Origin of the sequence: Mesorhizobium amorphae (genome assembly GCF_014843845.1) — a bacterium.
Taxonomy (GTDB): Bacteria; Pseudomonadota; Alphaproteobacteria; order Rhizobiales; family Rhizobiaceae; genus Mesorhizobium; species Mesorhizobium amorphae_A.
Map to the genome: position 1 here is coordinate 35,357 of NZ_JHQS01000005.1, position 22,363 is coordinate 57,719.

At 63.9% G+C, this 22,363-nt stretch carries 20 protein-coding genes; 16 read left to right on the plus strand and 4 right to left on the minus strand.

Annotation, left to right across the window (positions count from 1 at the left end; all coding sequences use genetic code 11):
- Nucleotides 1-93 precede the first annotated feature (93 nt).
- The 3 genes from DH08_RS00985 to DH08_RS00995 all read left to right on the plus strand — a co-directional run bounded on the left by DH08_RS00985 (nt 94) and on the right by DH08_RS00995 (nt 4,197).
- Entirely contained in the window at nt 94-1,359 is a 1,266-nt protein-coding gene (locus DH08_RS00985) for an OmpP1/FadL family transporter (protein ID WP_192177469.1), read from the plus strand.
- 302 nt (nt 1,360-1,661) lie between these two features.
- On the plus strand, nt 1,662-3,386 hold the full coding sequence (ilvD, locus tag DH08_RS00990) for a dihydroxy-acid dehydratase (protein WP_192177470.1): 1,725 nt from the start codon (nt 1,662-1,664) through the stop codon (nt 3,384-3,386).
- Complete coding sequence (locus DH08_RS00995) at nt 3,373-4,197, plus strand: tetratricopeptide repeat protein (RefSeq protein ID WP_192177471.1); 825 nt, start codon at nt 3,373-3,375, stop codon at nt 4,195-4,197. The genes ilvD and DH08_RS00995 overlap by 14 nt, the downstream gene beginning before the upstream one ends.
- Before the next feature lie 46 nt (nt 4,198-4,243).
- Here DH08_RS00995 and DH08_RS01000 read toward each other — a convergent pair whose 3' ends face one another.
- From DH08_RS01000 to erpA, 4 genes are all read right to left on the minus strand, one after another.
- Entirely contained in the window at nt 4,244-4,579 is a 336-nt protein-coding gene (locus DH08_RS01000) for a hypothetical protein (protein WP_192177472.1), read from the minus strand.
- An 80-nt stretch (nt 4,580-4,659) separates the two neighbouring features.
- Nucleotides 4,660-5,454: an exodeoxyribonuclease III gene (gene xth, locus DH08_RS01005; protein ID WP_192177473.1), complete on the minus strand. Its 795-nt coding sequence runs from the start codon at nt 5,452-5,454 to the stop codon at nt 4,660-4,662.
- Nucleotides 5,455-5,461: 7 nt separating this feature from the next.
- On the minus strand, nt 5,462-5,851 hold the full coding sequence (locus tag DH08_RS01010; RefSeq protein WP_192177474.1) for a VOC family protein: 390 nt from the start codon (nt 5,849-5,851) through the stop codon (nt 5,462-5,464).
- 11 nt (nt 5,852-5,862) lie between these two features.
- Nucleotides 5,863-6,210, minus strand: a complete 348-nt coding sequence (gene erpA / locus DH08_RS01015) for an iron-sulfur cluster insertion protein ErpA (protein ID WP_192177475.1) — start codon at nt 6,208-6,210, stop codon at nt 5,863-5,865.
- Between the two features lie 71 nt (nt 6,211-6,281).
- Here erpA and DH08_RS01020 point away from each other — a divergent pair, with 71 nt between their 5' ends.
- The 13 genes from DH08_RS01020 to DH08_RS01080 all read left to right on the plus strand — a co-directional run bounded on the left by DH08_RS01020 (nt 6,282) and on the right by DH08_RS01080 (nt 22,212).
- A complete protein-coding gene (locus DH08_RS01020; protein ID WP_192177476.1) occupies nt 6,282-7,508 on the plus strand; it encodes a deoxyguanosinetriphosphate triphosphohydrolase in 1,227 nt (408 codons plus the stop codon).
- 62 nt (nt 7,509-7,570) lie between these two features.
- Nucleotides 7,571-9,328 (plus strand): arginine--tRNA ligase, encoded by a 1,758-nt coding sequence (argS, locus tag DH08_RS01025; protein ID WP_192177477.1) that lies wholly within the window; start codon nt 7,571-7,573, stop codon nt 9,326-9,328.
- A gap of 103 nt (nt 9,329-9,431) precedes the next feature.
- Nucleotides 9,432-12,980, plus strand: a complete 3,549-nt coding sequence (locus tag DH08_RS01030) for an SPOR domain-containing protein (RefSeq protein ID WP_192177478.1) — start codon at nt 9,432-9,434, stop codon at nt 12,978-12,980.
- 134 nt (nt 12,981-13,114) lie between these two features.
- Nucleotides 13,115-14,134 carry a beta-N-acetylhexosaminidase gene (gene nagZ / locus DH08_RS01035; RefSeq protein WP_192177479.1) on the plus strand — a complete coding sequence of 340 codons (1,020 nt, stop codon included), beginning with the start codon at nt 13,115-13,117 and terminating at the stop codon, nt 14,132-14,134.
- 63 nt (nt 14,135-14,197) lie between these two features.
- The gene (locus DH08_RS01040; protein WP_192177489.1) at nt 14,198-14,998 is read left to right on the plus strand and encodes a segregation and condensation protein A; all 801 of its coding nucleotides are present in this window, start codon (nt 14,198-14,200) and stop codon (nt 14,996-14,998) included.
- Nucleotides 14,995-15,750 carry an SMC-Scp complex subunit ScpB gene (scpB, locus tag DH08_RS01045; protein WP_192177480.1) on the plus strand — a complete coding sequence of 252 codons (756 nt, stop codon included), beginning with the start codon at nt 14,995-14,997 and terminating at the stop codon, nt 15,748-15,750. Before DH08_RS01040 ends, scpB begins: the two co-directional genes overlap by 4 nt.
- A gap of 179 nt (nt 15,751-15,929) precedes the next feature.
- Nucleotides 15,930-16,151 carry a twin-arginine translocase TatA/TatE family subunit gene (locus DH08_RS01050; protein WP_006203465.1) on the plus strand — a complete coding sequence of 74 codons (222 nt, stop codon included), beginning with the start codon at nt 15,930-15,932 and terminating at the stop codon, nt 16,149-16,151.
- Between the two features lie 85 nt (nt 16,152-16,236).
- Entirely contained in the window at nt 16,237-16,902 is a 666-nt protein-coding gene (gene tatB / locus DH08_RS01055) for a Sec-independent protein translocase protein TatB (protein WP_192177481.1), read from the plus strand.
- Entirely contained in the window at nt 16,899-17,774 is an 876-nt protein-coding gene (tatC, locus tag DH08_RS01060; RefSeq protein ID WP_192177482.1) for a twin-arginine translocase subunit TatC, read from the plus strand. The genes tatB and tatC overlap by 4 nt, the downstream gene beginning before the upstream one ends.
- Before the next feature lie 87 nt (nt 17,775-17,861).
- Entirely contained in the window at nt 17,862-19,166 is a 1,305-nt protein-coding gene (serS, locus tag DH08_RS01065) for a serine--tRNA ligase (RefSeq protein WP_192177483.1), read from the plus strand.
- Nucleotides 19,166-19,924, plus strand: a complete 759-nt coding sequence (surE, locus tag DH08_RS01070; RefSeq protein ID WP_192177484.1) for a 5'/3'-nucleotidase SurE — start codon at nt 19,166-19,168, stop codon at nt 19,922-19,924. Before serS ends, surE begins: the two co-directional genes overlap by 1 nt.
- Nucleotides 19,921-20,574: a protein-L-isoaspartate(D-aspartate) O-methyltransferase gene (locus DH08_RS01075; protein WP_192177485.1), complete on the plus strand. Its 654-nt coding sequence runs from the start codon at nt 19,921-19,923 to the stop codon at nt 20,572-20,574. The genes surE and DH08_RS01075 overlap by 4 nt, the downstream gene beginning before the upstream one ends.
- A gap of 117 nt (nt 20,575-20,691) precedes the next feature.
- Nucleotides 20,692-22,212, plus strand: a complete 1,521-nt coding sequence (locus DH08_RS01080; RefSeq protein ID WP_192177486.1) for a peptidoglycan DD-metalloendopeptidase family protein — start codon at nt 20,692-20,694, stop codon at nt 22,210-22,212.
- Nucleotides 22,213-22,363: the final 151 nt, after the last annotated feature.

Consider the following 22,363-nt stretch of genomic DNA (forward strand, 5'->3'; position numbering starts at 1 on the left):
AGGGTGTACATGTACGCCCCGCGAATTCGTTGTTGCGCCGTTAACCCGAATTGGTTCTAGCTTGACGCACCAGTATTTTCGGGGAGGGAATTTATGAATTGTTTGCGTCTCAAAGCACTGCTGGGGGCAGGGTGCTTTTCGATGGCTTTGATCGGCTCGGCGCACGCCGGCGGCTTGGAGCGCGGCGGCAACGATATCGACCTGCTGTTTGATCCGGCGCCGGTCACGGGTGAGGTTTCTGCCACTTACGTGATGCCTCAGCGAGACCTGAAAAATGTTCAGGATATTGACCCGACGAATGGTCCGCTCAATTTATTGGGCAGCCCCAACAGTGCTCGCGATACCGAAAGCTATTGGGTGCCGAGTGCTGGGATCAAGATCGGCATGGGACCCGTCGATTGCCTTGGCGATTACTCCCAACCGATCGGAGCGTCCAGCAATCCCGGCGTCAATTGGGCCGGCGCGAACGGCAATGTCGAGACCCAGGTAGAAAGCGACGCCTTTGGCGCAACGTGTTCATACAAAATGGACCTTGGCAAAGGACAGTTTCGTTTCATCGGCGGCGTGTTTCACGAGGATGTTTCGGGCTTCAAGGAACAGTTGGTAGCCCCCATTCCTGCCATACTGGGTACTGGCATCGGGCGCCTTGATCTCGAAGGGGACGGATGGGGATGGCGGACCGGCGTCGCCTATGAGATTCCGGAAATCGCCCTGCGCGCGAGCCTGGTCTACAATTCCGCAGTCAAGCTCGACAACCTCGCTGGAACGCTTGACCTGACCCAGGTTCCTGGTTTCCTCAATCCGGCGAATCCGCTTTTGGGTAGCGTAACTGACGTCTACGGATCCGCCGAGGTGCCGGACTCTGTGGAACTGAAGCTGCAGTCCGGCATAGCGCCGGGGTGGCTCGCCTTCGGTTCCATCAAGTGGATGAACTGGAGCGAATTGCAGAGCATTCCTTTCTGTCCGACTGCGACGAAGGGCTTGGTTGCCTGTACGACGACCAGTGCGGTCCGCGCCACTTCATTGGATTTGCTCTACAGGGACGGTTGGACCGTTTCTGGCGGCATTGGCCACAAGTTCAATGATCAATGGAGCGGCGCCGCAGCTCTCACCTGGGATCGTGGCACGACCACCGGCCTCAGCGCTCAGACAGATACCTGGACAGTGAGTGGCGGTGTGGCTTACACGCCGACCCAGAACATCGAGCTTCGTTTCGGTGGGGCGCTGGGCGTACTCACCAGCGGATCTATACACCCGGTCGTGGGCAGCGATGGTGTTACCTACGGCACCGACTACACTGCCGACTTCGGCAATGATCTTGTTTCGGCCCTCTCGACTTCGTTGAAGGTCAGGTGGTAAGTCTTTCAAATTGAAAGACAAAAAGGCCTGGCAATGCCCGGCCTTTTTTGTTGGGTCGGCGTCTTGTGTGGCGACACCGTCGCTGCGGTACCCAAGCTGCGTTGCAAATGCGCCGCACCATCGCCGCCTCCTGCGATTGTGACGTTTTAGCAACAGTTTATGAACAACCCCCGCGCTACAGTTCCGCTCAGACGCATTGCCCATTTCCCGCCATAAACCCGGCGCACCTCGAATATGTCTCGGGACACGCGCCAAAAGGCTCGGCGATGGGGCAGGCCGCGCCGCCCGCGGCAAGGACGAGTATGGACGCCAAGGTAATCTCCAAGGCCAAGCTTCCCAGTCGCCACGTGACCGTCGGTCCGGAGCGTGCGCCGCATCGTTCCTATCTCTACGCGATGGGGCTGTCGGCGGCGGAGATCGCGCAGCCTCTGGTCGGCGTCGCGTCTTGCTGGAACGAGGCGGCGCCCTGCAACATCTCGCTGATGCGCCAGGCGCAGGTGGTCAAGAAGGGCGTGGCGGCCGCCAACGGCACGCCGCGCGAATTCTGCACCATCACCGTCACCGACGGCATCGCCATGGGCCACCAGGGCATGAAGTCGTCGCTGGTGTCGCGCGAGGTCATCGCCGATTCCGTCGAACTCACCATGCGCGGCCATTGCTACGATGCGCTGGTTGGGTTGGCCGGCTGCGACAAGTCGCTGCCCGGCATGATGATGGCCATGGTGCGGCTCAACGTGCCGTCGATCTTCATCTATGGCGGCTCGATCCTGCCCGGCAGCTATCGCGGCCGGCAGATCACCGTGCAGGATGTTTTCGAGGCCGTCGGCCAGCATTCGGTCGGCGCGATCAGTGACGCAGAGCTTCTCGAGATCGAACAGGTTGCCTGCCCTTCGGCTGGCTCCTGCGGCGCCCAGTTCACCGCCAACACCATGGCCACCGTCGCCGAGGCGATCGGCTTGGCACTGCCCTATTCCTGCGGCGCGCCGGCGCCTTACGAGATGCGCGACCGCTTCAATTTCGCTTCCGGCGAAAAGATCGTGGAGCTGATCGCCAAAAACATCCGGCCGCGCGACATCGTCACGCTGAAGGCGCTGGAGAACGCGGCGACCGTGGTGTCTGCCACCGGCGGTTCGACCAATGCGGCGCTACACCTGCCGGCGATCGCGCATGAGGCCGGGATCAAGTTCGACCTGTTCGACGTCGCCGCGATCTTCGAGAAGACGCCCTATATCGCCGACCTCAAGCCGGGCGGCAAATATGTCGCCAAGGACATGTTCGAGGCCGGCGGCATTCCGCTCTTGATGAAGACGCTGCTCGACCACGGCTATCTGCATGGCGATTGCCTGACGGTGACTGGCCGCACTTTGGCCGAAAATATGGAGCATGTTGCCTGGAATGACAGCCAGGATGTGGTCCGTCCCGCCAACCGGCCAATCACCCAGACGGGCGGTGTTGTGGGCTTGAAGGGCAACCTTGCCCCCGAAGGCGCGATCGTGAAGGTCGCGGGCATGTCGGAACTGAAATTCTCGGGTCCGGCGCGTTGCTTCGATTCGGAAGAGGAGTGCTTCGAAGCGGTCACGCAGCGCAACTACAAGGAAGGCGAGGTTCTCGTCATCCGCTACGAGGGGCCGCGCGGCGGTCCGGGCATGCGCGAGATGCTGTCGACGACGGCGGCTCTCTACGGCCAGGGCATGGGCGGCAAGGTGGCCCTGATCACCGACGGACGCTTTTCGGGCGCGACGCGTGGTTTCTGCATCGGCCATGTCGGGCCGGAAGCGGCCGTGGGCGGACCGATCGGGTTGCTGAAGGACGGCGACGTGATCTCGATCGATGCGGTCAACGGCACGATCGAGGTCGATCTGTCCGATGCGGAACTGGAGACGAGGGCGAAGGGTTGGAAGGCGCGCACGACCGACTATCAGTCGGGCGCGATCTGGAAGTATGCGCAGACGGTTGGGTCGGCCCGCGACGGCGCGGTCACCCATCCCGGCGGTGCGAAAGAAACACATTGCTATGCGGATATCTGAGGTGTTGAGGTCGTCTGTCTTTTCGGCACTGGTCGCGGTAGCGACCTTTGGCGCCGTGGGCCAGGCCATGGCCTTCGACGACAAGGTGTTCGACGACAAGACCGGCGTGAAGCCGCAATCCAGCCCATGGGCGGTGTTCCAGTTCGGCTTCTCCGCCTACAAGAGCGGCCACAAGGAGCAGGCGGTCGAGGCCTATAAGTACGCTGCCGAGAACGGCCAGATCGGCGCCACCTGGAAGCTCGCACGCATGTATGCCGAGGGCGACGGCGTGACGCGCGACGACTATGCGGCCTTCAAGTTCTTCTCAGAGATCGTCGACCAGGATGTCGAGCCGGGCTCGCCCGAGGAAAGCTACGTGTCGGACGCCCTGGTGGCGCTGGGCGACTATTTGCGGAAAGGCATTCCCGGCAGCCCGGTCGAGGAAAACGAAGTAGCGGCGCAGGAATATTACATGCGCGCGGCCGCCAATTACCGCAATCCGAACGCCCAGTTCGAGATGGGCCAGATGTTCCTGAAAGGCGAGGGCGGCGTCAAGGCCAGCGTCAAGCAGGCCGGACGCTGGTTCCAGCTCGCCGCCGAAAAAGGCCATGCCGGCGCCCAGGCGACGCTCGGTAACCTCCTGTTCCAGAGCGGCAAGATCGTGCGTGGGCTGGCGATGATGACGGCGGCACTCGAACGCGCGGCACCGGCCGACCAGCCCTGGATCCGCAACATGCAGGAAGAGGCGTTTGCGGCGGCCGGCGAGGCCGACCGCCGCACGGCCATCTCGCTGGCCGACGACATCCTCACCAAGGGCGGCGGCGACCAGTAAGCGGGCTGCCGCTGGTCCAGGACGTCCACTTCTCACTCGCTGGAAATCAGTTCTCTGTCGGCTCCGCCGGCACCCGGCCTGGCGCCGGTGTCGAGATCGACGTGGGGTGCACCGGCGGCGGCTTGGTTGCCGGGCAATCATCGTGGATCTTGGTCCACGAGGTGTTGTTGAGCACCATCTCGCAGCGGGCGAGGTGGCTCTCGTCACCCAGTGTCAGGCAGGCGACCTGACCGACCTGGAACGATTTGCCGTTGGCGAGGCATTCCTGCGCGGCGAGAACCGGCGTGGCTGTCGCCATCGCAAGAGTGGCACTTGCCAGCACGAGCCCGCAGGCGATCGGGCAGAGATCGGATCGGATAGTCATGGGAACCCCGGCCACCATGATGATTTCGCATCAAACGCGCGATTTGTGGCGACAAGAGGTCCGCTTGGCTCGTACTGGCGGGCGCCCGGCCGGGCCGCTCAGGCCGGCTGCAGCGCCAGGTCGATCGCCACCGGCACATGGTCGGATGGCTTTTCCCAGGCGCGGACGTGTTTCTCGATCGAGGCCGAGGAAAAGCGATCGGCGGCTTCGGGCGACAGGAGCAGATGGTCGATCCGGATGCCGTTGTTCTTCTGCCAGGCGCCGGCCTGATAATCCCAGAAGGTGTAGACATCCGCATTGTCGGTGACGGTGCGCACCGCTTCGGTGAAGCCGAGGTTCTTCAGCCGGCGGAAGGCCTGCCGGGTCTCGGGCTGGAACAGTGCGTCGCCTAGCCAGTTTTCCGGGAATTTTGCGTCGATCGGCTCAGGGATGACGTTGTAGTCTCCGGCCAGCACCAGCGCCTCTTCCAGCAAAAGCCGCTGCTCGGCCCAGCGTTCCAGCCGCGCCATCCAGGACAGCTTGTAGGGAAACTTCTTCTCGTCATCGATCGGGTTGCCGTTCGGCAGATAGAGCGAGGCAACGCGCAAAGCGCCCTTGTCGGTCGAGAACACGCCTTCGATGAAACGCGCCTGCTCGTCCGCATCGTCGCCCGGCAGGCCTCTGATGACCTCGTCGAAACGCAGCTTCGACAGGATGGCGACGCCGTTAAAACCCTTCTGGCCATGGGTCTCGACATTGTAGCCCAGCGCCTCGATCTCGGCGCGCGGGAACTGTTCGTCGACCGTCTTGATCTCCTGCAGGCAGACGATGTCGGGCGCGCTTTCCGTGAGCCAATGGGTGAGGTTGCCGATGCGGGCGCGAACGCCGTTAATGTTCCAGGTGACGATTTTCATGGCAGCCTCAGGAATCCGGCGGAAGACGTTCGACGAGGCCGATCGTATTGCCTGCCGGATCCTTTAGAAAGGCCATCCATTCGCTTTCCCCTGCCGGCCCGAATTGGCCCTCCGTATCGCGATGGACAAGTGACGGTGGCGCGGTGAAGGGGACGCCGGCGGCCTTTGCCTCGGCGTGAAAGGCATCGAGTCCCACTATGTCGAGATAGACGATCCCCGCCGGCACACCGTCGGTGAAGAACAGACGCACGTCGCCGGCCATGATGAAGGCGATGCCCGGCGGGTCGTAGCGGGCGTGCAGGCTCATGCCGAGCACGTCGCGCCAGAAGGCGAGCGTGACGTCGAGATCGCGCCCGGCCGAGAGCGCGACCTGACGGACCGCGCCGATGGCAGGCATCGCGATTGTCGCTAGACTGAGAAACTGGTGCCGCAGCCGCAGGAGGCGACCGCGTTCGGGTTCCTGATCTGGAACGACTGGCCCATCAAGTCGTCGACGAAATCGATCACCGAGCCGCCCATATAGACCAGCGACAGGTCGTCGATCAGCACGGTGGCACCGTCCTTCTCGATGGCAACGTCGTCGTCGTTGCGGGTCTCGACTAGGTCGAACTTGTAGGAAAAGCCGGAGCAGCCGCCGCCTTCGACGGAAACCCGCAACGCCGTCTTGCCGGCTTCGCCCGAAACAATCTTGGCGATCCGCATTGCGGCGGCGTCGGTCATCTCGACTTTCATGGCAGTCTTGGCATCCGCGCCCATGGGCGTCACCTTGCTTTCGGTTTCATATGATAGGTATGAAGCGCGGGAGGCCAAGTCAACTGGTGGGGTGAATGGGCGAGCGGCAAGACAGGGATGCTCTCGGCGACATCGGATTCGGCTATCGGCCGCGCGCGGCCTATGCCAGCGACCCGGCACAGTCGCGCGGGCGGCTGTTCGACGAGGTCGAGAGCCCGACCCGCACGCCGTTCCAGCGCGACCGCGACCGCATCATCCATTCGACGGCCTTTCGTCGGCTGCACAAGACGCAGGTATTCGTCGCCCATGAAGGCGACCACTATCGCACAAGGCTTACGCATTCGATCGAGGTGGCGCAGATCGCACGCGCTCTGGCGCGGGCGCTACGCGGCGACGAGGATCTCGCCGAGGCGGTGGCGCTGGTGCACGATTTCGGCCACACGCCCTTCGGCCACACCGGCGAGGAGGCGCTGAACGAGAAGATGGCCGCCTGGGGCGGCTTCGACCACAATGCGCAGTCGCTGCGCGTGGTGACGCGGCTCGAGCGACGCTATGCCGAATTCGACGGGCTGAACCTGACCTGGGAAACGCTGGAAGGGCTGGTCAAGCACAATGGCCCGCTGACGGATGCCAAGGGGCAGGGCCGCAAGGGCCTGGTGCCGCAAGCGATCCGCGACTATTCGGAGTTGCATGACTTGGAACTCGACCGCTTCGCAGGCATCGAGGCGCAATGCGCGGCGATCGCCGACGACATTGCCTACAACACCCATGACATCGACGATGGGCTGAGATCGGGCTTCCTGACGCTGAACATGCTGGAAGACGTAACCCTGCCGGGCTCGATCCTGAAAAGCGTGCGAGCACGCTATCCGGCGCTCGATGACGTGCGCACCGGGCACGAGCTGATGCGCCGACAGATCACCATGATGGTCGAGGACGTGATTGCCTCCACCACCGCCAACCTCAAGCGCCTGAAGCCGGAAAGCGCCGATGCGGTACGGGCGGCGGGTGAGACGATGGTGACCTTCTCGGCCGATATGGCCGCGACCGAGAAGGAACTGAAGGCCTTCCTCTACAAGCACCTCTACCGGCACAGCGAGGTGATGCGCGTGCGCGGCGACGCCGAACAGATCGTCAGGGACCTGTTCGACGTCTATTTCGCCAACCCGCGCGCCATGCCCGATGGCTGGCGCGAAGGGCTCGATAGGGCACAGGATCGCATCAAGGCGCGCAGCGTCGCCGATTTCCTGGCGGGCATGACCGACACCTATGCCTTGAAGGAACACCGCCGTTTGTTTGACCATACGCCGGATTTAAGCTAGGGCGGGCGCGATTTTGCCGGCCAACGAGCCGGTCACCCCGCAAAGCCGCCAGAGCCATACCCATGAACATCTTCGCCGATTTCACCGCGCGAATCATCAAAGCTGTCGAAGCGCTTGATCTGAAAGACAAGGAGGGCGCATCGCCCGACCTGTCGCGTATCGCCGTCGAGCCGCCGCGCGACCCCAGCCATGGCGATCTCGCGACCAATGCGGCGATGGTGCTGGCGAAGCCCACCGGGCAGAACCCGCGCGCGCTGGCCGAAAGACTGGCCGAGGCGCTGCGCACCGATGCCGACGTCTCGGCTGCCGACGTCGCCGGTCCCGGCTTTGTCAATCTCCGGCTCAAGGACGGATTCTGGCAGGCGCATCTCATGGCCTTGCTCGGCGAAGGCCGCAACTATGGCCGCTCGACCATCGGCGGCAACAGGAAGGCCAATGTCGAGTATGTCTCGGCCAACCCGACCGGCCCGATGCATGTCGGCCACTGCCGCGGCGCCGTTGTCGGCGATACGCTGGCCAATCTGATGGCCTTCGCCGGCTACGACGTGACCAAGGAATATGTCATCAACGATGCCGGCTCGCAGATCGACGTGCTCGGCCGTTCGGTCTTCATGCGCTACCGCGAAGCGCTGGGCGACGATATTGGCGAGATACCGGCCGGTCTCTATCCCGGCGACTACCTGGTACCGGTCGGTCAGGCGCTGGTAGCGGAATTCGGCCGCAAGCTGCTGCAGATGCCGGACGACGAGGCGCTGGCCATCGTCATGGACCGCACGATCGACGCCATGATGGCGATGATCCGCTCGGATCTGGCGTTGCTCAACGTGCATCACGACGTATTCTTCTCCGAGCGCACGCTGCATGCCGACAATGCCAGGAAGATCCGCGCGGCGATCAGCGACCTGACACTCAAGGGGCATATCTACAAGGGCAAACTGCCGCCGCCCAAGGGCGAGAAGCCGGACGAGTGGGAAGACCGCGAGCAGACGCTGTTCCGCTCGACCGCGGTCGGCGACGACATGGACCGGGCGCTGGTCAAGTCCGACGGCTCGTTCACCTATTTCGCCGCCGACGTCGCCTACCTCAAGGACAAGGTCGACCGCGGCTTCGTCGACCTGATCTACGTGCTCGGCGCCGACCATGGCGGCTATGTCAAGCGGCTCGAAGCGCTGGCGCGCGCGGTTGCCGGCGACGAGGTCAAGCTCACCGTGCTCTTGTGCCAGCTGGTGAAGCTGTTCCGCGACGGCGAACCGGTGCGCATGTCGAAGCGGTCGGGCGATTTCGTGACGCTGCGCGAAGTGGTGGAGGAGGTCGGCCGCGACCCGATCCGCTTCATGATGCTCTACCGCAAGAACGATGCACCGCTCGATTTTGATTTCGCCAAGGTGACCGAGCAGTCCAAGGACAATCCGGTGTTCTACGTGCAGTACGCCTCGGCGCGCTGCCATTCGGTCTTCCGGCAGGCGAGCGAGCAGCTGGGCGAGGCCAATTTCGACCGCAACCGGCTGGCTGCGGCAGTGGCGTCGCTGACCGACGAGGGCGAAATCGGCCTGATCCGGAAGCTGGCTGAATATCCCCGGCTAATCGAATCCGCGGCCCTTGCGCTGGAGCCGCACAGGCTGGCATTCTACCTCTACGATCTGGCGTCCAGCTTCCATGGACATTGGAACCGGGGCACAGACAATCCCGACTTACGTTTTGTTAAGGTTAACGACCGACAATTGACGTATGCCAGACTAGGGCTGGTGCAGGCTGTATCGGACGTTTTGACGTCCGGCCTGACGCTTATTGGGGCTGATGCGCCCACTGAAATGCGTTAGGTTTGACTAAAAAACCTGTCACCTTTTGCCCACATTGCGCTGGTATGGGCCAACCCTGCGCGACGTCCATGGCGTCCGAATGTGTGCGAGTTCGGGAACAATAATGGCAGACAGAACCCAGCTGAGAACAGCCGACCATAACGACATCGCTGACGATGATCCGTTCGCGGAACTGACCCGGATCATGGGTTTCGACCCGCGCCAGCCGGTAAAGCCGCAGGCGCCTGCCGCGCCGAAGGCTGCTCCGGCCGACCAGCTTGCCGAAGAGGGCGATTTCGATATCGACCTCGAGAAGGAGCTGATGGGCGAATTCGGCGCCGATGAGGGTGTCGCGCAGCGCCAGGAGCCGGCTTTCGAATCTGTTGCCGCCAGGATGAACGACGAGCTTGCGGCTTCGCTCGAACAGGATTTCGTATTCGACGACCCTGCGGATCACTTTGCGCCCGTCGCCGAGGTTGCCGCGCCGCAGGTCGAGGCTGCCTTCGGTGATGATTTCGATCAGGCGGTTGCCAGCTCGCTGGAAGGCGTGTCGCCTCTCGACGACGATCTGCCGATGGACGCCGAGCTTGCCGCTTCGCTTGATCAGTCATTCCAGCTCGACGATCATCCCACGACCGACACGGCCGAACATGAAGCAGAGCACGCCACCGCGGAGCACGCCGTGCCGGCGGTCGAAGCCGCATTCGACGACGATTTGGACAATGCCGTTTCCCTGTCGCTTGAGGACGAGCTGACACTCGACGATCACGCGCCGTTCGACGATGAAGTACCGGCGGAAGATCATCACGCAACTGCTGCCGCTGTCGAACATCCGGCGCCGGTCCAGATTGCCGAGGAAGCCGACCGTCAGATTCCCGAAGCGGAGTTTTCCGACCATTTCGACGAGGCGATGGCCGACGTCGATATGGATTTCGATGTCCGTGCCGAAGAACCGACCGAAATCGATGAGCCTCTGGCTGTCGAAGCGCCTGTCGAGGCTGTCGAAGCACCTGTCGAGGCGGCTTATGTCGCCGAAGCTGACAATGACGATGTTCCCGAGATTGATGCTCGCGAGGTTGCCGCGCAGGGCGCGTTTGACGACGATTTCGACCTCGGCATCGACGAGGGGCCGGCCGAGGCGGCCGAAGAGCAGGTTGCCCAAAGCGCCGCCGCGGAGCCGACGGCGCCCGCATCGGTTGCGGCCGAGCCGGCAAAACCGGTTGCCGCAGACGATCGGAGCCTGGAAGACGAACTGAACGCGCTGCTTGGCGCCATGACCGCGCGGCCGGTTCCCGTCGCCGCGAAGGAGCCGGAGCCGGTTCAACAGCCAGCAGTCGTGGCGGAAACGACCGCTGTCCAGCAGGCCGATCCCATCGAAGAACTCGATTGGGATCTTGACGAACATGAGCCTGCAGAGACGCAGCAGCATCATGAGGCGGCCCAGGCTGCCAACGCCGATCTCGACATTGATCCCGCCGGCGAGCTCGATGGCGAGGATTTCAGGGCTGAGACTGTGGCAGCTGCCGACGTCGCGTTCGACGACGAGGCGTTCGATGCCGCCTTTGCCAAGGGTATCAACCTTGGCCACGAATCGGACCGTGGTCACGATGTGTCGGACCCTGGTCACGATGTATCGGACCTTGGCCACGACGGATCGGACCGTGGTCACGATAAATCGGACCTTGGTCACGATGTATCGGACCTTGGCCACGACGGATCGGACCGTGGTTACGATAAATCGGACCTTGGTCACGATGAAGCGGGACGCGCCGCTATCGGGGAAGGCTTTGCCCATTCGGCGGACTGGATGCGCTCGACGCCGCCAGAACCGGCCCGTTCGTGGAGCCGGGTGACTCCGGTCGCTGCGCCTCCGGTGCAGGCCTCGTTCTCGGCCCAGCCCATGGCCTCGGCGCCACCTGTTGCTTCAGCGCCGGTTTCCGCGGCGCCCGCGTACCAGCAGGAGCCGGTCGAAGAGGTCGCCGCCCAAGTCGAGCCCGAACCGGTGCGGCACGAACAGCCTCGTTATGACGAGATGCCCGATGTCGAGACGGTCGATGTACCGGAGCGCGTCGTCGCGCTGGCCGACGACCTCGATATTCCCGAGCTCAATTTCGAGGAAGATCAGCCGGCTGCGTCCGCCTATGACGACCTCGAAGCCGAATTCGCCGGTCTGCTGACCGAGATGAACGCCCCCGAGGTGGCCGCGACGCCGGCGCGCAGCACGGCCTATGAAGACGACACCTACAGTGCCGGGTTCAAGCCGGGCTATGACCGCGACGAGGCACCCGCCTATGCGGCGAAGCCGGCCGAAGTGCTTGCCGCGACGGCGACCGCTTCCCATGCTGCTGCCGCGAGCAGCTTCGACATGGACAATCTGCCCGGTAGCAAGCCGGTTTCGCAGACTGACGATTTCGCCATCGACGAGCTCGACTACGATCCTGAACTGGACGAGGCGATGTCGGTGCCCGGTCTGGCCGAGCGCGAGGCTGCAAAGCCGCGCAGCCGCGGCCTGATGGTGGTCGCGATCGTCGGCGCGGTGGCGATCGCCGGTGGCCTCGGCGCCTTTGCCTTGTCGCTCGGCGGCAAGGGCGGCAGCGAAGCGCCCGTGATCGTCAAGGCCGACAACGCGCCGATCAAGGTCAAGCCGGAAAACCCGGGCGGCGCCGTGGTGCCGAACCAGGACAACAAGGTCTATGACGCGGTGGCCAAGGGCACCAAGCCGGCTGAGCCTGTGCAGGAGAAGCTGGTCACCAACACCGAAGAGCCGGTGGACGTGAAAGCCAAGGAACCGGAAAGCCGCGTCGTCGATCTTTCACCCGACGATACCGATATGGCTCCCGGCACGGATGCAGCGGGTAATGCCCCCGCGGCCGCGATGCCAGGCGTGGACACGTCCGGGAATGCCGATGCCGCGCCGGCGCCGAAATCCGAGGACCGCATCGCGCAGGTTCTTCAGGAGGCCGACAAGGGTACCAACCCGGAAGTCGCCGCCGTTGCGCCGCGCAAGGTCAGGACCATGATGGTCAAGCCCGACGGCTCGCTGGTTCCGCGTGAGGATTCGGCGCAGGCGGCGCCGCAGGTTGCCGCAGCCGAGCCGACCGATCCAGCACCACAACTTGTCGCTCCGGCGGCGCAGTCCGACGCGGAGCAGACCGGCACCGTGGCGCCCGCGACCGATCAGGCAAGCAACCAGCCGACCGATCAGGTTGCAACCGATCAGGCTGAGACCGCCAAGCCGCTCGAGCCGGCGGCAGCCCCCACGCCGAAGGCCGAAGCCAAGGCCCCGTCCGCCAGCACGCAATCGGCGAATACATCGGCCACGGTTCCGGTGCCGCCGCAGCGCCCGTCCGACCAGCCGGTCGACGTGGTCGGCGAGGTCAAGCCCGACCAGGTCGCCTCCATATCGCCGACGGCAGCAGCGACAGGCGGTGGTTCGTGGTCGATGCAGATCGCTTCGCAGCCGACGGTCGAGAGCGCCCAGTCGACCTATCAGGACCTGCAGCGCCGCTATGGCAGCGTGCTTTCCGGCCGCACCGCCAACATCGTCAAGGCCGAGATCGCCGGCAAGGGAACCTTCTACCGGGTTCGCGTTCCGGCGCAGTCGCGCAACGATGCGATCAATCTGTGCACCAGCTATAAGGCGGCCGGCGGCAACTGCTTCGTGTCGCGCTGATCAGTTGAAACCACACGAAAACCGGCGCAGCCGAATGGCCGCGCCGGTTTTTTCATGTGGAATCTCCCGGGCATTCCGAGGCGGGCGATCCGGGGCGATTCCCTTTGTCCGCATGAAGCTCTAAGCTTGTTGTCATGACCGAATCAAAATCCATGATCCTCGGCTGTGCCGGGAAATCGCTGACCCCAGACGAAATCCGCTTCTACCGCGGCGAGCGGCCCTGGGGTTTCATCCTGTTTGCCCGCAACATCGGCGAGCCCGAACAGATCCGCGATCTGGTCGCCTCGATGCGCGACTGCATCGGGCGTCCGGACGCGCCGGTGTTCATCGACCAGGAAGGCGGCCGGGTGCAGCGCCTGCGGCCGCCGCTGGCGCCGAACTATCCGGCCGGCGGCGCGCTTGGCGCACTGTGGCGGAACGACCGTGACGCGGGCACGCGCGCAGCCTGGCTGATGGCGCGGCTGCATGCTTTCGATCTGCTGCGCCTCGGCATCACCGCCGACTGCCTGCCGGTGCTCGACGTGCCGATCGAGGGCGCCAGCGACGTTATCGGGGCGCGCGCCTATGGCAAGGAGCCAGGCGCCGTCATCGAGCTTGGCCGCGCGGCCGCCGAAGGCCTGATGTCGGGCGGCGTGCTGCCGGTGATGAAGCACATTCCCGGGCACGGGCGGGCCTTTGCCGACACGCATTTCGAACTGCCGACCGTCGATACGCCCATGGACGAGTTGCGGCGGCATGATTTCGCCCCGTTCAAGGCGCTCAACCATCTGCCGATGGCGATGACGGCGCATGTCGTCTACAGCGCCATCGATCCGAGCAATCCGGCGACGACCTCGGGCAAGGTCGTCAACGACATTATCCGCGGCGACATCGGCTTCGACGGGCTGTTGATGAGCGACGACACCTCGATGAAGGCACTTTCTGGGGATTTCCCGACAAAGGCGGCCGCGATCCTTGCGGCGGGCTGCGATCTCGTCCTTCACTGCAATGGTGTTTTCGAAGAGATGTCCGGCATTGCATCGCGGACGACGGGGCTTCAAGGAAGGTCGCTTGCGCGCGCGGAGCGGGCACTGACCTATATAAAGGACCGCGACGCGGCCGAAGAAACCGCGATACGCGCCGAGTTTGCCACCTATTTCGATGCGGTGGCCTAAGCAGAGGAAGAGACAAAGGCAGTGGCGGAAACATTGGACAGCAAGGCCGCGAAGGCCGCACCGATGGACCGTCTGTGGGCCGAGAACGACGATTCCCGGCTGACCGGCGATCCGTCGCTGGTCGTCGACGTTGCCGGCTTCGAAGGCCCGCTCGATCTGCTTCTGCATCTGGCGCGCAACCAGAAGGTCGACCTGGCACGCATCTCGATCCTGGCGCTGGCCGAGCAATATATGGCCTTCGTCGAGAAGGTGAGGGCGCTGCGGCTGGAGCTTGCCGCCGACTATCTGGTGATGGCGGCATGGCTTGCCTTCCTCAAGTCGAAGCTTCTGATCCCCAAGCAGCCGGGCGAGGAAGGCGAAAGCGGCGAGGAACTGGCGGCGGTGCTGCAGTTCCGGCTGAAGCGGCTGGAAGCCATGCGCGACGCCTCGGCGAGGCTAGTCAACCGCAACCGGCTCGGCCGCGACGTGTTTGCGCGCGGCATGCCGGAAATGGTCATCATCGAGAAGCGCAACGCATATTCGGCCTCGCTTTACGATCTCTTGACCGCCTATGCGCAGCAGCGCCAGAAGCAGGCGATCAACAATGTGACGATCGCCAGGCGCGGCGTGTGGTCACTCAAAGACGCGCGCGACATCCTGATCAGACTGGTCGGGACGCTGCGTGACTGGACCGCGCTGGACTCCTTCCTGATCGAGTATCTGTCCACCACGGAAGATCGGCGCACGGCGGTCGCCAGTTCGTTTGCCGCGACGCTCGAACTGGTGCGTGAAGGCAAGATGGAGATGCGGCAGGACCAGGTGTTCGCGCCGCTCTATCTGCGCAGCCGCGCGCAAGGCATCAAGGCAGTCGAGGTGGTAGCATGAGCGAACGCGCCAACGCTTCGGTCATTCCGTTCAAGGTCGACGACGAGACCGAGGAAGGCGCCGTCGAGCAGGGGACGGTCGAGAACCCGGCCGAGCGGCTGCTTCTGTCGGAAGCGGTGCGCATGGCCGAGGCGATCATCTTCGCCAGCGCCCAGCCGGTCAGCGAAAAACAACTGGCCGCGCGCCTGCCGGACGGCATCAGCATTGCCGCGGCGATGGCCGATCTGCAGCAGATCTACGCCAAGCGCGGCGTCAATCTGGTGCGCGTCGGCGATGCCTGGGCCTTCCGCACCGCCGGCGACCTCGCCTTCCTGATGAGCCGCGATACCGTTCAGCAGAGGAAGCTTTCGCGCGCGGCGCTCGAAGTGCTGGCGATCATCGCCTACCACCAGCCGGTGACGCGCGCCGAGATCGAGGACATCAGAGGCGTCGAAACGTCAAAGGGCACGCTGGACACGCTGATGGAGACGGAGTGGGTACGGATGCGCGGCCGGCGCAAGACGCCCGGCCGTCCCGTCACCTACGGCACCACCGAGAGCTTCCTCGACCATTTCGCGCTGGAGGAGATCCGCGATCTTCCCGGCATGGAGGAACTGAAGGGCGCCGGGCTGCTTTCCACCCGTATGCCGTCGAATTTCTCGGTGCCGCTGCCGCCGGCGGACCCGGATGCGCTGACCGAGGACGAGGATCCGCTGACCGACATCGACCTCGAGGAACTCGGCCTGCTGACGCCGCGCGTCACGGAAGATTGACCGCAAGCCGCTGTCAAAAGCCGCTTTCCGCCTGTAGATGCGCCGATTGGTAGCGGGCCGCACCGCCGAAAATGCGTGACATCCGGCGCGCCTTCATAAACTTTGTCGCGGTTCTGTTTGAATCCCAACGCGAATGCGCATAGATCATCGCCAGGGAAAACGTTCGAGAGAGATTTGCAATGGGTTCATTTTCGATTTGGCACTGGCTGATCGTGCTGGTGATCGTGCTGCTGGTGTTCGGCCGCGGCAAGATTCCGGAGCTGATGGGCGACATGGCCAAGGGCATCAAGAGCTTCAAGAAGGGCATGGCCGACGACGAAGTCGCCGACGACAAGCGCACCGTCGAGCACCGGGCCGACGAAACCGTTTCGGCGGCGAAGGAAAAAGCCAGCAAGAGCTGAGCCTAAGGTTGTTGCTTTGTGCATGTCGTTGTCCCAAAACCGCGTCGCACTTTTGAGCGACATGCATTAGTCGGAACAGATTGCCATGTTTGAAGTCGGCTGGACCGAGATGCTGGTGATCGCGATCGTCATGATCGTGGTCGTCGGGCCGAAGGATTTGCCCAATATGCTGCGCACTTTCGGCCGCACGACGGCAAAGCTGCGCGCCATGGCCGCCGACTTCCAGAAGCAGTTCAATGAGGCGCTGAAGGAAGCCGAACTCGACGACGTCAAGAAGTCGGTCGATTCCCTTCGAGGCCTCAATCCGGCGGCCGAGATCCGCAAGCAGCTCAACCCGTTCGAGCAGGCGGCAGCCGATGTCCGCGCCGGCGTCGACGCGGCAATGAAGCCGAAGCCGTCCGTCGATCCCGCAGCGCCGGCGGCAGAGACGCCGCAGGCCGCCGAGCCGCTGAAGAACGGCGCCACCGTGATGCCCGGTGTCAACGGACCGGAAACGGTGCCGGCCGCTCCGATCTTTCCGGCGATGACCGACGATGCGGTGGTGACACCGGCAGTGGCTGCAACGCCAGCGCCGCAAAAGGCGCCGGTGAAGAAGGCGGCGGCATCGAAGCAAGCCAAAGCCCCGGCGGCCAAGGCAGCACCGGCAAAGCCAGCGCTTGCAAAAGTTACCAAGCCTGCAGCCGCCAAGGCGGCGGCAAAGGCTGAGCCGAAGCCTGCGCAGGCGAAAAAGCCGGCGGGAGCCGCCAAGTGAGCGTTTCGGATACGGAAAAGGACGAGATCGAAAAGTCGTCGGCTCCGCTGATGGAGCATCTGATCGAGTTGCGCCGGCGGCTGATCTGGTCGATCGGCGGCTTCTTCATCGCCTTCCTCGTTTGCTTCTTCTTCGCCAAGCGGCTGTTCAACCTTCTGGTCGTCCCGTTCAAATGGGCGACACAATGGGCGGGGCTCGACCCGCACAAGGTCGAGCTGATCTACACGGCGCCGCAGGAATTCTTCTTCACCCAGGTCAAGCTCGCCATGTTTGGCGGCATGGTCATCGCCTTTCCACTGATCGCCACGCAGATCTACAAATTCATCGCGCCCGGCCTCTACAAGAACGAGCGCAACGCCTTCCTGCCGTTCCTGATCGCCTCGCCGATCCTGTTCCTGATGGGCGCGTCGCTGGTCTACTTCTTCTTCACGCCGATGGTGATGTGGTTCTTCCTCGCCATGCAGCAGGCCGGCACCAACGACCAGGTGCAGATATCGCTGCTGCCGAAAGTGTCGGAATATCTCAGCCTGATCATGACGCTGATCTTCTCCTTCGGCCTGGTGTTCCAGCTGCCGGTGGTGACCAGCCTGATGACGCGCGTCGGCATGCTGTCGTCCAAGGCGTTGGTCGAGAAGCGCAGATGGGCGATCGTCATCGCCTTCGTGGTGGCGGCCGTGCTGACGCCGCCGGATCCGATGAGCCAGATCGGCCTCGCCATTCCGACCATCCTGCTCTACGAGGTCGCCATCTGGTCGGCGCGGCTGATCGAGCGCAGCAAGGAACGGGACCGTCTGGCGCGCGAGAAGCAGGACGCCGCGGCGGACGCGGCGGAGAAGGCGGCGGACGCGTCCTCGACGCAGGCTCCCTCCTAGGCTTCCGGAAAAAGACGCCAAGCCCGATCTTGCATCGATCAAGGATGCGGTTTACGCCCACGAGCCTAGCTCAGGAGCGTTCAGACCATGCTTGACATCAAATGGATTCGCGACAACCCGAAGACCCTTGTCGAGGCGCTGGTGAAGCGCTCGTGGTCGGGTGATGACGCGCAATCCACCGTCGACGACCTGATCGCCAGGGACGAGGCTCGGCGCGAGCATCTGACAGAACTGCAGACCAGGCAGGAACGCCGCAACGCCGCCTCGAAAGAGATCGGCAACGCGATGCGTTCGGGCGACGCTGCCCTTGCCGAAAAACTGAAAGCGGAAGTCGGCGAGATCAAGGCCTTCATCCAGAATGGCGAGGCACGCGAGCGCGAACTCGACAAGGCGCTGAACGATGTGTTGGCGGTGCTGCCCAATGTGCCGCTCGACGACGTGCCGGTCGGCAAGGACGAGCACGACAATGTCGTCAAGCGCACTGTCGGCGAGGTGCCGACGCGGCCGAACTGGGTGAAGGAGCATTTCGAGATCGGCGAAGCGCTCGGCATGATGGATTTCGAGCGCGCGGCAAAGCTGTCCGGTTCGCGTTTCACGGTGCTGAAGAGTGGGCTGGCGCGCATGGAGCGTGCGCTTGGCCAGTTCATGCTCGACCTGCACACGACCGAGCACGGCTATGAGGAAGTGATCCCGCCGCTGATGGTGCGCGACGAGGTTCTCTATGGCACCGGGCAGCTGCCGAAATTTGAGGATGACCTCTTCTTTACGCCGCACGGAGACGGCAGGCTGGGCTTGATCCCCACCGCCGAAGTCCCGCTCACCAACCTCGTACGCGAGGACATAACCGCGCATGAAAAGCTGCCGCTGCGCTATACGGCGCTGACGCCGTGCTTCCGTTCAGAAGCAGGCTCGGCTGGGCGTGATACGCGCGGCATGCTGCGCCAGCATCAGTTCTACAAGGTCGAACTGGTTTCGATCACCGATCAAGAGTCGTCGATCGCCGAGCACGAGCGGATGACCGCGTGCGCCGAGGAGGTGCTGAAGCGGCTCGGCCTGCCGTTCCGCACCATGACGCTGTGCACCGGCGACATGGGTTTTGGCGCGCGTAAGACCTACGACATCGAGGTCTGGCTGCCCGGCCAGAACGCCTATCGCGAAATCTCGTCCTGCTCGGTCTGCGGCGATTTCCAGGCCAGGCGCATGGACGCCCGCTACAAGGACAGGGACGGCAAGGGCAACCGCTTCGTCCACACGCTGAACGGCTCGGGCACCGCCGTTGGCCGCGCTCTTATTGCTGTCATCGAGAACTACCAGAATGAGGATGGCAGCGTAACCATTCCTGAAGCGCTTCGGCCTTACATGGGCGGTCTGGCAAAGATCGAATCGAAATAATGCGCATCCTGCTTACCAATGATGACGGCATCCATGCCGAGGGCCTGGCGTCGCTCGAGCGCATTGCCCGCACGCTGTCGGACGATGTCTGGGTGGTGGCGCCGGAGCAGGACCAGTCCGGCTACGCGCATTCGCTGTCGATCTCGGAGCCGCTGCGGCTGCGCAAGATCGGCGAAAAGCACTTTGCTGTGCGCGGCACGCCGACCGATTGCGTCATCATGGGCGTGAAGAAGATCCTGCCGGGAGCGCCGGACCTGATTCTGTCCGGCGTCAATTCGGGCGCCAACATCGCCGACGACGTCACCTATTCCGGCACCGTCGCCGGGGCCATGGAAGGCGCGCTGCTCGGCGTCCGCTCGATCGCGCTCAGCCAGGCCTACTCCTATGTCGGCGAGGATCGCGTCGTCCCCTACGAGACCACCGAGACGCTGGCGCCGGCGCTCCTCAACAAGCTTGTCGCCATGCCTCTACCGGATGGCGTGCTGCTCAACGTCAATTTTCCGAATTGCCTTCCCGAAGAAGTCGCCGGCACCGTCGTGACCTCGCAAGGCAAGCTCGTGCACAGCCTGTGGGTCGACGAGCGCCGCGACGGACGCGGCCTGCCTTACTACTGGCTGCGCTTCGGCCGCGAGCCGGTCGAAGGCAAGAAGGGCACCGACCTCCACGCCATGCGCAACCGGCTGGTGTCGGTGACGCCGCTGCAGCTCGATCTCACCGCCCACGAAATCCGCGACCAACTGACCAAGGCACTTTCATGACCCTGCCACTCGACGACCGCGAAGGTTTTGCCGCCTTCCTGCTGCGCTTGCGCGGCCGGGGCGCGGTGCCGAAGGCATTGATCGCGGCTTTCGAGGCGACGCCGCGTCGCGGCTTCCTCTCCGGACAGTTTCATTCCATCGCCTGGTCGGACGGCATGCTGCCGATCGAGTGCGGCGAGGCGATCGAGGGCGCTGACCTGCAGGCCGCGGTGATCGCGGCTTTGGCCATCGAGCCGGGCAACCGGGTGCTCGAGATCGGCACCGGGTCGGGCTACACGGCGGCGGTGATGTCGCGGCTGGCAGCGCGCATCGTCACCATCGACCGCTACAAGACGCTGACCGAGCAGGCCAGGCAGCGCTTCGAGGCGCTCGCGATCGGCAATGTCGTTGCCCGGCAGGCGGACGGTTCCAATGGATTGGCCAATGAGGGACCGTTCGATCGCATCGTCGCCTGGGCGGCCTTCGACAGCCTGCCACGCTTCCTGCTCGACCAACTGTCGAGCGGCGGCATCGTCATCGCGCCGATCGGCCCGGAAGAGGGTGAGCAGGTGGTGGCCAAGCTGACCAAGGTCGGCAGCCGTTTCGAGCGCGAAGACATCGGCATCGTGCGGCTGCAGCCGATACTGCGCAGCGTCGCTGCGGTGATCTAACAGCGCACTCGAATGTTTTAAGAAAATTTTCGTCGGATTCTAAGGGGTTAACCGGCCAGTAACATTAACGCGCTTTAATCATGCATAGTTTGTACCGGGTCTGTGCGGGTTAGTGCGATGCAATTCAGTGTTTTGAAGGCAAACGGACGCAATCTGGCGCGTGGCTGCGCCGTCCTCATGATTGCAGGCGCCGCCGCGGGATGCAGTTCCCAGGTCGCGCGATTCAACGGTGTCGACGACGTCTTCACCTCCTCGACCAACAACCAACGCGCCATCATCAACAAGCAGGATGCCGCCCAGCCTTATCCAGGCGATGTCGCGGCATCTCCCGCACCGGTCGATGGCAGCCACACTCAGTCGGTCAGCCGCTCCAGCCTGGAACCGGTCTCGGTGCAGCAGCTGCCGCCGGTCTCGCAGCCGGCCCCGGCCGCCGCAAATCCGGTGCGCACCGCCTCGGCGCCGGTGCTGGCGCCTCCCGCCACGCATGTCGACAGGACGACCACCGGCACTGTCGCCCCGGCGGCAAGGCCGTTCAAGGACGCGCAGCCCGATGCGCCGAAAATGGCGACGGCGGGCAGCACGCCGCATGCAACCGAGATCGTGGTCAGGGACGGCGAGACGATTTCCGGCCTGGCGCAGCGCTATAAGGTGCCGGCCGATGCGATCATGAAGGTCAACGGGCTGAGCGCGACCAAGGGATTGAAGACGGGCCAGAAGCTGGTCATCCCGGCCTATGCCTATTCAAGCAAAGCGACGCAGTCGAAAGTTGCCGACACCAAGCCGGCGAACAGCCCCAAGCCGCCGACTACCGCGCCGGAGAAGCTCGCCGTGCTGCCGCAGCAGCCGAAGCTCAAGGATGGCAAGTCCGCCGCGCAGGTCGACGCATCGGCCGCCGCGAGTGACCCGAAGAACGCCAAGCCTGCAACGCAGGTGGCCGCGGCCAAGCCGGCAGGCACCGGCGGCATCTACACGGTCCAGCAAGGCGACTCGCTGTCTGCCATTGCCAGGAAGACCGGCGTCAGCGTGACCGCGCTCAAGCAGGCGAACAGCATGCAGGACGGTCTGCTCAAGATCGGCCAGACGCTGAAGGTTCCGGCCGGCGGGACAGTGACAGTCGCCGCCGCCAAGCCGGTCAAGGTCGACCCGGTGACGACCGCGACCACGCAGCCGGCGGCCAAGCCGACCGAAACGCTGGCGTCCTACACGCCGCCGAAGAAGGATGCCAAGGTCATCCAGCAGGCCGAGGACGACGACGCGGTGGCGCCGAATGCAACGGGCATCGGCAAGATGCGCTGGCCGGTGCGCGGCCGCGTGATCTCCAGCTTCGGTTCCGGCAAGGACGGCGTCGACATCGCGGTTCCCGAGGGCACGCCAGTCAAGGCGGCCGAGAACGGCGTCGTCATCTATGCCGGCGACGGGCTCAAGGAATTCGGCAACACCGTCCTGGTGCGCCACGAAAACGGGCTGGTCACCGTCTACGGCCATGCCAGCTCGATCGAGGTGCAGCGCGGCCAGAAGGTCAAGCGCGGCCAGGAGATCGCGCTGTCCGGCATGAGCGGCACCACCGACTCGCCGAAGCTGCACTTCGAAGTGCGCAAGAACTCGGCCCCGGTCGATCCGTCGGGCTATCTGGAATAGAACAAAAAACGATTGCGGGCCGTCTGACCTCCAGTCCGGCTTGCCGGCTCAGCCCGCTCCGCAAGGGGCGGGCTTTTTCAGCCACTAGAGCCTTTCAGGTTTTGACGGAAGCATATCCGGCGTTTTCGAAGTAGTTACAGCATTCGTGGGG

Bases quoted from the DNA above. Each gene is read 5' to 3' on its own strand.
- DH08_RS00985 (WP_192177469.1), top strand. From the start codon at position 94: ATGAATTGTTTGCGTCTCAAAGCACTGCTGGGGGCAGGGTGCTTTTCG.
- ilvD (WP_192177470.1), top strand. From the start codon at position 1,662: ATGGACGCCAAGGTAATCTCCAAGGCCAAGCTTCCCAGTCGCCACGTG.
- DH08_RS00995 (WP_192177471.1), top strand. From the start codon at position 3,373: ATGCGGATATCTGAGGTGTTGAGGTCGTCTGTCTTTTCGGCACTGGTC.
- DH08_RS01000 (WP_192177472.1), bottom strand. From the start codon at position 4,579: ATGGTGGCCGGGGTTCCCATGACTATCCGATCCGATCTCTGCCCGATC.
- xth (WP_192177473.1), bottom strand. From the start codon at position 5,454: ATGAAAATCGTCACCTGGAACATTAACGGCGTTCGCGCCCGCATCGGC.
- DH08_RS01010 (WP_192177474.1), bottom strand. From the start codon at position 5,851: ATGCCTGCCATCGGCGCGGTCCGTCAGGTCGCGCTCTCGGCCGGGCGC.
- erpA (WP_192177475.1), bottom strand. From the start codon at position 6,210: ATGGGCGCGGATGCCAAGACTGCCATGAAAGTCGAGATGACCGACGCC.
- DH08_RS01020 (WP_192177476.1), top strand. From the start codon at position 6,282: ATGGGCGAGCGGCAAGACAGGGATGCTCTCGGCGACATCGGATTCGGC.
- argS (WP_192177477.1), top strand. From the start codon at position 7,571: ATGAACATCTTCGCCGATTTCACCGCGCGAATCATCAAAGCTGTCGAA.
- DH08_RS01030 (WP_192177478.1), top strand. From the start codon at position 9,432: ATGGCAGACAGAACCCAGCTGAGAACAGCCGACCATAACGACATCGCT.
- nagZ (WP_192177479.1), top strand. From the start codon at position 13,115: ATGACCGAATCAAAATCCATGATCCTCGGCTGTGCCGGGAAATCGCTG.
- DH08_RS01040 (WP_192177489.1), top strand. From the start codon at position 14,198: ATGGACCGTCTGTGGGCCGAGAACGACGATTCCCGGCTGACCGGCGAT.
- scpB (WP_192177480.1), top strand. From the start codon at position 14,995: ATGAGCGAACGCGCCAACGCTTCGGTCATTCCGTTCAAGGTCGACGAC.
- DH08_RS01050 (WP_006203465.1), top strand. From the start codon at position 15,930: ATGGGTTCATTTTCGATTTGGCACTGGCTGATCGTGCTGGTGATCGTG.
- tatB (WP_192177481.1), top strand. From the start codon at position 16,237: ATGTTTGAAGTCGGCTGGACCGAGATGCTGGTGATCGCGATCGTCATG.
- serS (WP_192177483.1), top strand. From the start codon at position 17,862: ATGCTTGACATCAAATGGATTCGCGACAACCCGAAGACCCTTGTCGAG.
- surE (WP_192177484.1), top strand. From the start codon at position 19,166: ATGCGCATCCTGCTTACCAATGATGACGGCATCCATGCCGAGGGCCTG.
- DH08_RS01075 (WP_192177485.1), top strand. From the start codon at position 19,921: ATGACCCTGCCACTCGACGACCGCGAAGGTTTTGCCGCCTTCCTGCTG.
- DH08_RS01080 (WP_192177486.1), top strand. From the start codon at position 20,692: ATGCAATTCAGTGTTTTGAAGGCAAACGGACGCAATCTGGCGCGTGGC.